Here is a 12,687-nt window from a genome sequence, read left to right as displayed (position 1 = left end):
TCAATTAAAAAGCTACTTTCAAATTTACACCCAAACTTGCCGGTTTGCCCATTTGGACATAGGAATTGTGTAAAGACGAAATTTCAAAATAGTAAGTATTATAGGAAGTATCAAAAATATTCTTTCCCCAAATTTCAAAACGAAATTTTCCGGTTACAAAAGATAACTTCGCATCAAGAAGCCCGTAATAGTCCTGGTAAACTGAATTATCAAGCGACCAATAATGTTTTCCTACTCCTTTATAGCTTAAATTTGCAATTAATTTCTCCAAAAATCCATTTTTAAATTCGAATGTCTTGTACAAGCTTGCATTTATGGTATGCCTGGGGACATAAGGTATAAAGTTATCATTATAATTAAGCTCTTCTGAAACCACGTAGTCGGCAAAAGTAGCATGGGTATAACCATATCCCAGCGTTGCTTCCAGATTATCAGCCAGTAACCCTTTTACAAAAAGCTCGGCTCCCTTGCTAACCGATTCACCTGCATTTTTTTTCATATTACCACGGCCACCTGGTACGGGAACATCAATTTGTTGGTCCTGCCAATCGATATAAAACAAAGCAGCGTCAACAAATAAGCGGTTGCCGGCTAAAGAAGATTTTAAACCCAACTCATAATTCCAACTCTTTTCTGAGTCAAAAGAGCGATCTTCTTCCAGAACGATCGAGGTGTTCGTATTAAAACCACCTGATTTATATCCTTTGGAAACTGTTGCATAGGTATTTAACGAGTTGTTAAAAGCATATTTCAACGCAACTTTAGGCAGTATTTCCGTAAAATTTTCTGAATAATCTTCAGTTGCAAGATTGGATACCGGGTTATCTCCAACTGCCTGGTCGAACGTATAATCCAAGTCATCTTTTTCAACGTCAAATCTTATTCCTGCAGTTAGCGATAAATTTTCCACAAGAAAATCATCGAAGGTCGACTGGTGAAACAATGCATATCCGGATATATTAAAATCACTTCGAATATCCTGATTAACTTTTGAAGTATAAATATCGCCTTGCGTTTGCTGTTTCATCGTCTGATAAAATCCATACGCACCAAAAAGCCACTTGTATTTCGACGGTGACAATGACTTTAACATCAGTTCCTGCGAAACCATGTTTTGTCTGTCTCCTATTTCAAAAAAGTATATTTTGTTTTTGGTGAAATCCTGGTCAACAGCCATCAACCCGTCGTAAAACTGATAACTGGATGTTGAAACAAATTGGAAAACATCATTCTGATATTTTAAGACAAGTCCGTCAGAAAAAAGATCCCTTTTATAGGAACTTTCCTGATCATAGCTTATCCCAACAGCGCGATTAGTTGAGTCGTTATACAAAGCGTAAGGGAATCCATATTGTTCACTTTTTTCATAATTCGCGGTATTTTCAAGCATTAAGTTATCAGAAATTCTCCAAACCAACCTTGCTCTCCCACTTGCTGAATATTTATCATCCGCAGGATCTCCCGAAAAATTATTGGTAAAGTAACCGTTTTGATTCAAATAATTTCCGCTTATTGAATAACCAAATTTGTCATCTACTCTGTTATAATGGTTCACATTTACATTGTAATAACCGTGGGTACCAGCGGTTACTGAAATATTTGTTTCATCGTATACAAGCGGAGACTTGCTAAATACATTAATAATACCACCCATAGTATTTCGGCCATATAAAGTTCCCTGAGGTCCTCTCAAAACTTCAACACGTTCAATATCAAAAAAATCAAACCCAAATGTAGTTTTTTCAAAATAAGGAACATTATCTACATATAGTCCAACAGAAGGAGAACCAAGCCTTGAGCCAATTCCGCGAACAAATACAGAAGATTGTAGTTTTGAACCGTAATCGAGCATAAAAAAGTTGGGTACTTTGGAAGAAATATCTGTCAATGAATGAATCTCATCGTTCTCTAATTTCCTTGCTGGTAGTAACGATATAGATGTAGGAATTTCTCTTACTAATGGTAATTCCTTAGGTGATTTTACAGTGATCTCGTCAATTAAAATATCAGGGGTATTAGTTGTATCTGTTATAACTCTCAAATTCTGTGCTTGTGCAAAAGCGGTAAAAAGAGAATAGATTACTATGGATAGTATTATCTTTTTCATTATTTAAATATGTAAAATTGGATATAAATTCCTCAACCAGGGAAAACTAAACAAAAAAACGAATCAAACTAAAACCGGAGGAGGCTTGTTGAAATGAATTAAATAATATTCAATTGCAATTTTTGCTAAAGAATACTCCGGATAATTTATCTTTCGTTTGAGAAGAGAATCTTCATCTTTAAATGTTTTGCAAAAATCAGATTCCTTACAGAAATAATGATACGTATCAATATCCTGATCCATAAAATTATCTGAGGCGTAAATCTCTGTTTTGTGAAAATCCTCTCCGGAAGGAATTTCTCCTGAGACAGCTTTATTTATTCCTGCTACAAAAAAGTAGGCATAAAAAAGTACAAAAGCAATGTAAGGTATATGTGTAGAAAAAATTCCTATTGTAAACATTCTCCTCTTATTCCGGATTTGAATGCGCTAAAGTAAAAAAAATACCTTTTTATAATTTTCTCTTTATATGTTATTGCGCATATTTTAAATACAAAATAAAACAACATGCGGATTGATTTAAATCAATTGTTCATAAAAGAACATTATTACGCAGTAAAATTAATCCAGTCGATATTTTTTCTTAACAAATGAAGTGTGTTTTCTTCAAAACCATCCTTTGGAGGAATATAATTGGTTTTCCAGGAAGCATCGGCGGGGAGACTGGCCAAAATAGATTCAGCATTTCCTCCCGATTCAAGGCCGAACCTGGTTCCGCGATCATAAATCAGATTAAACTCCACATACCTCCCCCTGCGCAAATTTTGCCATTTTTTTTCCCTTTCGGAAAAAGGTTTAGAGCCGTACTTACGCATAAATCCAGCATAAATTTCAGGGTAAACATTAGCGAGGTCGATGGTAAAATTTAGCAGACTTTCGAAACTATTTTGTTCTCCGGGTTTTAAACGATCAAAAAAAATACCGCCAATACCTCTTGTTTCATTGCGGTGTGGAAGGAAGAAATAATCATCGGCCCATTTTTTAAAGTCGGGGTAAAATTTATGGTCGTAGCGGTCGCAAATTTCTTTTAATGTGCGATGAAAAGAGACGGCATCTTCGGGATGAATAATATGAGGTGTCAAATCAATTCCTCCTCCAAACCAGGAAACGCCGTTGTCAAGTGCAAAGTAGCGTACATTCATATGAATAACAGGCACCCCGGGATTCTGCGGATGCAAAATAGAAGAAATTCCGGTCGCCGCATATTCTCCGGCTTTTTCGCCCAGCAACTGCTCCATCCCGGGCGAAAATTTTCCCCTCACAAAGGAAAAATTAACTGCTCCTTTTTCAATAATTTTACCGTCTTCCATCAATTGAGATTCTCCTCCACCAATCTCTTTTTTCCAGGGAATGGAGTTAAACTTTCCTCCATCGTCAGCGGATTCCAAAATCTGACACATTTTTTTTTGGAGTTCAGAATATGTGGCGGCAATTTTGTCAATTTTTTTCATGGCTTTTTTTACTTCTCTTAATTAAACGCCCAACGGTTTTCTTTTCATATGCCAGAAAAAACCGATACTGACCCAATAATGTTCCTATAACCAACAGCAAAAGCTGGTAACTGGGTATTAAAACGATTAAATAAAGCGGAACTTTAATCAGTAGGGAAGTATCTTGTTGAATGCCTACAAGGTGAAATATAAATTTCCGTACAACGAGTGCAGCGCTCCCGGTGATCGAGAAAACAAAAAGAATAACAATAAGCTGAAAATTAGATTTTATATTCCATTTTTCCTTAAACCGATGTAACATAGTAAACTGTTTTGTCTGTTTCACAATGTTTCCTTGTCTGTATTTTCTGAAATACATACGAAACAACGTTGTACTTAACAGTCCTCAGGTAGTATTGTTTCTTAAAAAAAGCAAAAATCAGCTGTTTCGTTTCCAGTCTGTATTTTTCACCCAGTCGGCGAGGAACTTGGCATTTTCGTAGGGCAGACCCGGAATAAACCCGTGCCCAAGGTTAAAAATCCAGTTTTGATTTTTGCGACCAAACTCAATGTAGCTTTCCAGTGTTTTTTCCATTTCCTGCTGAGGGGCAAATAACAAACGTGGATCAATATTACCTTGTAAACCTACCTCCTGATGCACCAGTTTACGCGCAGTTTGTAGCGACGTTTGCCAGTCAATACTCAGAAAATCGCAGTATTCCGGTGTGATGGCTCCAATACCACATCCGAGTCCTTTGGGGAAGAAAATAAAAGGTACATCTTTCGCGCGTACTGCTTCAGCTATTTTTTCTGTTGCCGGTAAAAACAGCTCTTTGTACAAATCGAAAGGAATCAAACCGGCGTGTGTGTCGAACAACTGAAACACTTCCACTCCATGGTTGATTTGTTCCTGTGCATAAATAACCGACAGCTCAGTGAGTTCTTCCACCAGCTTTTTTGTGGCTTCTTTATTTTGGTAGATAAATTTTACAGCATCCGGAAAATCACCTTTTCGTCCCAATCCCTGCAACATAAACAACAATACCGTAAGTGGCGCGCCACAAAAACCAATCAAGGGCGTATTCTCCGGCCGCGTTTTTATGATTTCATCAACAACTTTGTAAATATATTCAAGTTTCGAGGGATCAGGATTCAAACCTTCCAAAGGATTACTTCGCTGTGCCAGCGGCTTTTCAAAAACAGGTCCGGCATCTGTAAAATCAAGTCCCATTCCCAGTGCATAAGGAATCACCAGAATATCACTGAACAAAATGGCGGCATCCACACCCAGATCGTATACCGGCATTAAAGTAACTTCGGCTGCAACTTTTGGATTTTGCATCATTTGCCAGAAAGTATAATTTTCCTTCAACTTTAAATAGTTGGGCAAAACCCGTCCAGCCTGACGCATAAACCAAAAGGGTGGCCGTGAAGTTGCTTTTCCCCTAAGCGTTTGTAATAATATTGGTTCTGTTTTGTTATCCATATTTTACCCCTTAAGTTGCTTTAATGCACTATAACTTGCTTCTATCGTTTTCCGAATGTCTTCATTGGTATGCGCTGCTGAAACAAATCCGGCTTCATATTGTGAAGGTGCGAGATAAATGCCGCTATCAAGTGAAATTTTAAAATAACGTGCAAACAACGATGTATCACATTTATTTACATCGGACAAGGATTTTACACTTTCCTCTTCTGTAAAAAACAACGTAAACATAGAGCCCACTCTGTTGATTACACCTTTAAACTTTAACTCTTTCAAATTATTCTGAAGGCCTTCCTCCAGCAAAGCCGAAGATTTTTCAAGATCTTCATAAAAATCCTGAGCCTGGTCGAGTAAACGTAAAGTGGTTAAACCTGCCGCCATTGCCAATGGATTTCCCGACAATGTTCCTGCCTGATAAACAGGGCCCTGCGGCGCCAGCATTTCCATAATTTCTTGTTTGCCACCATAGGCACCTACCGGCAAGCCACCACCGATAATTTTTCCAAAAGTGGTTAAATCAGGCTTTATACCAAGTACTTCCTGTGCACAACCTTTGGCCACCCGGAATCCGGTCATCACCTCATCAAAAATCAATACGGTCTGATTTTCGTCGCACAGATTTCTTACTCCTTTAATAAATTCTTCATCAGGAACAATTACGCCCATATTTCCGGTAATCGGTTCCAGAATTACAGCAGCAATTTTTCCTTTATTTTCTTCAAATAAACGTTGTACCGAGGCAAGATCATTAAACTTAGCCGTAAGTGTATCATGTGCAGTTCCTCTGGTAACACCCGGTGTGTTGGGCACACCAAACGTGAGGGCACCCGAACCGGCTTCAATCAGAAAACTGTCGTTATGACCATGGTAACATCCTTCAAATTTAATAACCAAATCGCGGTTAGTATAACCACGGGCCAGTCGCAAGGCACTCATTGTCGCTTCTGTTCCCGAGTTCACCATTCGGACACTGTCGACGGAAGGAACCATCTTTTTGATTTGTTTGGCAATTTCTGTTTCAAGCAATGTGGGCGCGCCAAAACTGGCTCCCAGAACCGCAGTTTTTTGAATTGCCTCCACTACTTTTGGATGCGAATGCCCTAAAATCATAGGTCCCCATGAGCCTACATAATCAATATATTCATTCCCGTCAATATCAGTAACCCTCGAACCTTTGGCACTGGCTATAAAAGGCGGATTTCCACCTACACTTTTAAAAGAACGCACCGGCGAATTTACTCCTCCGGGAATATGTTTTTGTGCTTCTGCAAACGCTTCTATACTTTTTTCGTATGTCATTTCTAATAAATTTTTAAACCTCATCTCCCGAAGAACAACTAAAATATTCACGGGATGACGAAAGTAAATTTTTATAAATCCTGTATAATATCCTGCGTATGGTAGGAAATAATCAAATCGGCTCCGGCACGTTTTAATCCGGTAAGCAGTTCGTGTACAATTCGTTTTTCATCAATCCATCCTTTTGCAGCCGCAGCTTTTACCATGGAAAACTCACCACTTACATTATAAGCTGCAACCGGCATATTAAAACTGGTTTTCACACGGTGAATAATATCCATATAATTCAGGGCCGGTTTCACCATTACAATGTCTGCTCCTTCCTGAATATCGAGGGCTACCTCACGAAGTGCTTCATCACCATTGGCGGGATCCATCTGGTAAGTTTTACGGTCGCCAAATTGCGGAGCACTTTCAGCAGCCTCGCGAAACGGACCATAAAATGCTGATGCATATTTTGCTGAATAAGCCATGATGGGAAGGTTGTGAAACCCGTTGTTATCGAGTGCTGTGCGGATTGCTCCCACACGACCGTCCATCATATCACTGGGTGCTACCATATCAATTCCGGCTTCTGCAAGCGAAACTGATTGTTTAGCCAAGGTCTCCAGGGTCTGATCATTATCAACATCGCCATCCACAATGGTTCCGCAATGACCATGAGTAGTGTATTCGCAGTTGCAAATGTCGGCAATCAGATACAGATCAGGCACTTCTTCTTTTAGCGCCCGTGTAGCTTGCTGTACAATACCATTGTGCTGACAGGCTACTTCTCCTGTTTCATCTTTTGATTCCGGGATACCAAAAAGCAACACTGATTGTACTCCCTGATCAAATAATTCTTTGCCTTTTTCAACCAAAAAATCGACCGAAAGCTGAGAGTTGCCGGGCATGGAAGAAATAGGATTATTAACCCCTTTGCCCGGACAAACAAATAAAGGCATTATTAAATCGTGACGGGTTAATATGGTTTCGCGTACCATGTCTCTTAAGGCAGCGTTTCTGCGCAGACGACGAAGTCTTGTTACCGGATAATGCATATCTGTAATTTTTGTGTTTTAAGAATAATATTGAATTATTGATTCGACGATTCCCTGTGCCGAAGCATTTTTTGCTACAACCAACGGTTGAATACCCTGTTTTCGTGCCTCGCTTGCTGTGGTTTCCCCAATACAGGCAAGCCGAATATTTTTTGCGGAAATGTCGTTAAATCGTTTCATAAAATTTTGAATAGCCGACGGACTGGTGAAAATAAGCATTTCGTAGCGGTTGTCTTTAATAAGTTGAACAGTTTTTTCATCTGTTAAATCAGGGATTACTGTTTTATACACATTTAGCCGCATACATGCTGCGACCCTGCTTAATTCATCCTGAATAACCGCACGTGCAAGATTACCAAGTGTCAGCAAAATCCGTGGCTGGCATGAATTGTTTTCTACTTTTTTCAATAATGCTGCAGCAAAGTGTTCGCCTGTGTTTCCGGGATTAACAAAAGCAGGCGAATAACCAAAAAAATTTAGTTCTTCTTCTGTTTTTTGGCCAATTACTGCTATTTGAATCTTTTCGGGAAGATTTGCTATTCCTCTCTTTTCAAGTACCTCAAAAAAGTACCGAACACCATTGGGACTCGTAAAAACAAGCCACTGAAACTGTTCCAGTTGTTCCAGAATATCATTCTCTTTTTCTGATAAACTTGCAGGGCGAATCTCAATAAGTGGCATTTCTACTGTTTCGGCACCGGCTTCTTTTAACAGACGATTTAGCTCATCTGATTGTCCTTTAGGCCGTGTAGAAATAAACAGCTTATTTTTCAGCAGATGATTCATTATCGCCTTATGTTTGCCAATATTCTTGCGGCTCCCTTGTCAATCAGTTTTTTAGATAGTTTTTCACCTATAACCTTGCCCTCGTCCACCCGTCCTGATTCTTTACCGAGCAGGAATTCGGAGCCATCAACCGCTGCAACAAAACCGATGATGGATATTGTTTCACCTTCAGTTTTGGTATAACAACCTACGGGAACCTGACAACCTCCTTCAATACTATGAAGAAAGCTTCTTTCCACCTGAATCGCGTCCCAGGTTTCTGCATGATTGATTTCTTTTAAACAGGCATCAATTTCTGCGTCATCAATTCTCGATTCAATGGCAATCACTCCCTGACTGGTAGCCGGAATTAAAACTTCCGGATCCAAAATTTCAGTGATGTATTTATCAAGTTCAAGGCGTTGCAAACCTGCGGCTGCCATAATCATGGCATCACAGTATCCCTCTTCCATTTTTTTCAACCGGGTTTCAACGTTTCCCCTGATATCAACAATTTTAAAATTTTTATTGATACGCAGCAATCCTGCTTTTCTGCGCAAACTGGAAGTGGCAATGGTATCGCCTGAAGTAAGCTCGTTTAATTTACGTCCGTCTTTGGATACTAATGCATCACGAAATTCAGCACGTTTTAAAACAGCCCCCAATTTAAGTCCGTCAGGAAGATTCGTTGGTAGATCTTTCAAACTGTGAACGGCAATATCTACCTCTCCGTCAATCAGTGCCGTTTCAATTTCTTTTGTAAATAATCCTTTATCACCAATTTTTGAAAGTGCAACATCAAGAATTTTGTCTCCTTTTGTTTTTATAATTACAATTTCAACATTGGTTTTCGGAAAGGTTTCCAATAATATTTTTTTTGTAAGATTGGCCTGGTACAATGCGAGTTTACTTCCACGGGTGCCAATCCGAATACTTTTTTTAATCATTCCTCTATTTCTTCATGTTCATAAACAAAATTAAACAACTTATTTATGATTTGTAATGATTCAGTATTCTTTCCGTTCTCGGTTATCTCTTTCAGGTTTTTAATAAAAAGACGTGTATATTTTTGAGTCAGGTGAGTGGAGAATTCATTAATTGCCAGTTGTTTTTCTTCGGTATCTGCTTTATAATAAGTCAAAAGCTCTTCGTTTGAAACTTTTTGCATTATTTCGGTAATCATTTTTATCGCCGGACGTAAAGAGCGACTTGACAGCCATTCCGAAAATTCGTCAACAATTTCATCAATAATTTCCCTTGCCGAAGAAACGCTATGCATCCTTTTCTCCACATTTGTATCTACCGTTTTTTGCAACGCATCAATAGTAAACAGCTGAATATTTTCCATTTCTTCAACATTTTTCTCAATATTCCGGGGAACCGAAATATCAACAAAAACCTGTGGTTTATTTTCTCTTTTCTCCTGCGAGTCAGTAATCATCTCGCGTGTCACCAGCGGAACAGATGACCCCGTTGCAACGATAATAATATCATACAAAAAAAGATGATTTCCCATTTGGTCAAAAGGAAGCATTGCGCATCTGTACCGTTCTGCCAGTCTTTTTGCTTTCTCCTCGGTACGATTTGACACCGTAATTCTTTTTACACCACTCTTATTCAAATGTTGCAGTACCAATCTTCCGGTATCGCCGGCTCCAATCATCAAAACCCTTTTATCATTCAGACTGTCGTACAGTTGAAAACATTTCTGAACCGCAGCACTACTGATTGACGTGGTCCCCATTTTTATTTTAGTCTCTGAACGAACCCTTTTGCCTGCTTCAAACGACTTTTGAAACAAACGCATCAGAACAGCGTCGGTAAGAGCGGCATCGGTGCAGTACTGGTAGGCTTCCTTTATTTGTCCGATAATTTGATCCTCACCGATAATCATGGAATCAATTCCGGATGATACTTCAAATAAATGCCGAACCGCCTCCGAATTGCCGTAATTGTAAAACAAATGCCAATATTTGTTTTCAATCCCTTTAAACTTCTTCAACGTTCTGTAAATCAACTTAGATGCCGTTACATTATCGTATTTCATCTGCGAAAAATAAATTTCCGTTCTGTTGCAAGTGGATAGTACAACTATGTCGGAAATACCAGTATCATCCTGAAGAAGTTCTGAAAAAGGTATGATTTCTTCCTTTGAGATCGAAAACTGCTCCCTGATTTCAATCGGCGAAGTTTTATGATTGATACCTGCAAGGCCTATCATTGTAAAATTAATTTTGTAAATGTTTAAAAATGAAAATCAACCAGATTGTCATCATCATTTAGGGATAACGACAAATCCCTTTCTTTGTTTAAGAAAAGTTAACTAACAAAGGGGGGCGGCCGCTCGAAAAGGGAAGTAAAAATTGCAATAGAATGAAAAAACTTGGTGGTTTTTATCCTGTATTTTATTTTTCGTTTAAAAATAAATCTTTCAAAATCCGAAACGACAAAGGCTTTGTAGTTATATGTATCGTTTGAGGAATCTTGATTAAGGATATCCTGCTCAGCCTGAATTTCAGAAATAAATGCACATTTATCAGTAAGCGGAATTTCCCCGTCAACTGCTTTTTGAACTCCTGAAACAAAAAAATAGGCATAAAACAGCACAAAAGCGATGTAGGGAATGTGTGTAGAAAAAATACCGATTGTAAACATTTTGCTTTTATTCTGTTTTTACGAAACGCTAAAGTAAAAAAATATAACGTAAAGATTTGTCCAACATATATTTTAACACTTGTTTTTAGGCATTTTCGAAAAATATCATTCCGTTCACTGATTTATATCAACAGCATATTTTCAATAATGTTTAATACAATCATTTGCTAAAACAAATTCCCGTAATTTAATTTAATTTTGTTTCTTTCATCAAAAAATTACACGTGATGTACAAATGGCCGGTGTTATTTATCCATTTTATTATTCTGATTTCGATGATTTCATGCTCAAATAAAAAACAAGTTGATTTAATTGTAACAGGTGCAAAAATTTACACCGTAGACGACAACTTTTCAACCGCAGAAAGTATTGCTATTAAAGACGGAAAAATTGTCGCTGTTGGAACGCATGACACTATTCTCTCAGAATTTTCAGGTAAAGAAGTTATTGATGCAGAAGGCAAATATATTTATCCCGGCTTTAACGATGCCCATTGCCATTTTAACGGATACGCCACGAACCTGATGCAATATGCCGATTTACGCGGAACTGAAACGCAGGAAGAAATTTATGAGCGACTGCAACAACACCACGACAAATTTGGCGGAGATTGGATTTTAGGCCGCAGCTGGGATCAGAATGACTGGCCCGAAAAATCGTTCCCTGACAAAACTCGTCTTGATGAATTATTCCCCGACATTCCGGTTTACCTCGTACGTGTAGACGGGCATGCCGGCTGGTGCAATTCAAAAACACTGGAAATTGCAGGTGTTACTGCCGATTCAAAAGTTTCCGGTGGCCAGGTTATAGTTAAAAACGGTGAACCTACCGGAATTTTAATTGACAATGCCATGGGGCTTGTTGGAGAATACATCCCTGAAATCACTTCGGAACAACAACAAAAAGGGTTGCTCGAAGCGCAAAAAAATTGTTTTGCTGCGGGACTCACTTCAGTTACCGATGCCGGTTTGTCAAAATCAACAATATCGCTGATGGAGGAAATGCAAAATAAAGGCAGCCTAAAAATGCGAATAAATGCCATGCTAAATCCAACAGATGAAAATTTTGAAAATTTTGTAAAAAACGGGCCAAAACAGGGTGATCGACTGACTGTAAATACCATAAAAATTTTTGCTGACGGCGCGCTTGGTTCGCGCGGCGCATTGTTACTCGAAGACTATTTTGATGATTTCGGCAACAGCGGGCTTCAAATTGAATCGCAGGAATATTATGATAAAATTTGCCAACTGGCTTACGACAACAATTTTATTGTTGCCACTCATTGTATTGGCGACAGTGCCAACCGTTTAATGTTGAATACGTATGCAGAATTTCTAAAAGGCAAAAACGATCGTCGTTGGCGCATTGAACATGCACAAATCATTCATCCCGACGATTTCCAAAAATTTGCTGAATACTCGGTTGTTCCTTCTATTCAGGCAACACATTGTACCTCCGATATGTACTGGGCCGGCAAACGACTTGGCGAATGGCGGCTAAGAGGTGCGTATGCTTATCAAACCTTACTACAACAAAATGGCTGGTTACCAAACGGAACCGATTTCCCGGTAGAAAATATTGAACCGCTTTATACTTTTTATGCATCGCTTTTCCGTACTGACCACACCGGAAGGCCGCTGGGTGGCTGGCAACTCAACGAAGGACTTACCCGGAAACAAACACTTCGTTCCATGACAATTTGGGGGGCAAAAGCCTCGTTTGAAGAAAACAAAAAAGGTAGCCTTGAACCCGGTAAATATGCTGATTTTATTATTCTGGATACTGATTTAATGGAAGCCTCTCCTGAAGAAATTTTAAACACAAAAATTGAAAGTACCTGGGTGAATGGGGAAAAGGTTTTTAATTTGAAATAATTAACCAATAATCCTATCTGCTTTTAACAAA

The 12,687-nt window shown here is 38.7% G+C and carries 12 protein-coding genes; 1 reads left to right on the top strand and 11 read right to left on the bottom strand.

Going from position 1 to position 12,687, the window contains the following annotated elements:
* Positions 1-4: 4 nt before the first annotated feature.
* From K5G00_RS07265 to K5G00_RS07220, 11 genes are all read right to left on the bottom strand, one after another.
* Positions 5-2,107 carry a TonB-dependent receptor gene (locus K5G00_RS07265; protein WP_238765474.1) on the bottom strand — a complete coding sequence of 701 codons (2,103 nt, stop codon included), beginning with the start codon at positions 2,105-2,107 and terminating at the stop codon, positions 5-7.
* 63 nt (positions 2,108-2,170) lie between these two features.
* Positions 2,171-2,509 carry a hypothetical protein gene (locus tag K5G00_RS07260; protein ID WP_238765473.1) on the bottom strand — a complete coding sequence of 113 codons (339 nt, stop codon included), beginning with the start codon at positions 2,507-2,509 and terminating at the stop codon, positions 2,171-2,173.
* 146 nt (positions 2,510-2,655) lie between these two features.
* The gene (gene hemF / locus K5G00_RS07255) at positions 2,656-3,558 is read right to left on the bottom strand and encodes an oxygen-dependent coproporphyrinogen oxidase (protein ID WP_238765472.1); all 903 of its coding nucleotides are present in this window, start codon (positions 3,556-3,558) and stop codon (positions 2,656-2,658) included.
* The gene (locus K5G00_RS30165; protein WP_394800859.1) at positions 3,545-3,859 is read right to left on the bottom strand and encodes a DUF6787 family protein; all 315 of its coding nucleotides are present in this window, start codon (positions 3,857-3,859) and stop codon (positions 3,545-3,547) included. The genes hemF and K5G00_RS30165 overlap by 14 nt, the downstream gene beginning before the upstream one ends.
* Before the next feature lie 117 nt (positions 3,860-3,976).
* Positions 3,977-5,023, bottom strand: a complete 1,047-nt coding sequence (hemE, locus tag K5G00_RS07250) for a uroporphyrinogen decarboxylase (RefSeq protein ID WP_238765471.1) — start codon at positions 5,021-5,023, stop codon at positions 3,977-3,979.
* 3 nt (positions 5,024-5,026) lie between these two features.
* Entirely contained in the window at positions 5,027-6,322 is a 1,296-nt protein-coding gene (hemL, locus tag K5G00_RS07245; protein ID WP_238765470.1) for a glutamate-1-semialdehyde 2,1-aminomutase, read from the bottom strand.
* Positions 6,323-6,393: 71 nt separating this feature from the next.
* On the bottom strand, positions 6,394-7,362 hold the full coding sequence (hemB, locus tag K5G00_RS07240; protein ID WP_238765469.1) for a porphobilinogen synthase: 969 nt from the start codon (positions 7,360-7,362) through the stop codon (positions 6,394-6,396).
* Positions 7,363-7,380: 18 nt separating this feature from the next.
* Entirely contained in the window at positions 7,381-8,148 is a 768-nt protein-coding gene (locus K5G00_RS07235; protein ID WP_238765468.1) for a uroporphyrinogen-III synthase, read from the bottom strand.
* Positions 8,148-9,074, bottom strand: a complete 927-nt coding sequence (hemC, locus tag K5G00_RS07230; protein ID WP_238765467.1) for a hydroxymethylbilane synthase — start codon at positions 9,072-9,074, stop codon at positions 8,148-8,150. The genes K5G00_RS07235 and hemC overlap by 1 nt, the downstream gene beginning before the upstream one ends.
* Positions 9,071-10,348, bottom strand: a complete 1,278-nt coding sequence (gene hemA / locus K5G00_RS07225) for a glutamyl-tRNA reductase (RefSeq protein ID WP_238765466.1) — start codon at positions 10,346-10,348, stop codon at positions 9,071-9,073. Before hemA ends, hemC begins: the two co-directional genes overlap by 4 nt.
* Before the next feature lie 98 nt (positions 10,349-10,446).
* A complete protein-coding gene (locus tag K5G00_RS07220; RefSeq protein WP_238765465.1) occupies positions 10,447-10,782 on the bottom strand; it encodes a hypothetical protein in 336 nt (111 codons plus the stop codon).
* 227 nt (positions 10,783-11,009) lie between these two features.
* Here K5G00_RS07220 and K5G00_RS07215 point away from each other — a divergent pair, with 227 nt between their 5' ends.
* Complete coding sequence (locus K5G00_RS07215; RefSeq protein WP_238765611.1) at positions 11,010-12,656, top strand: amidohydrolase; 1,647 nt, start codon at positions 11,010-11,012, stop codon at positions 12,654-12,656.
* Positions 12,657-12,687: the final 31 nt, after the last annotated feature.

Origin of the sequence: Maribellus maritimus, from assembly GCF_022267315.1 — a bacterium.
In the GTDB taxonomy this organism is placed as follows: Bacteria; Bacteroidota; Bacteroidia; order Bacteroidales; family Prolixibacteraceae; genus Draconibacterium; species Draconibacterium maritimum.
Note: the sequence above shows the minus strand (reverse complement) of the source record. Positions and strands in the feature narration are given on the sequence as shown.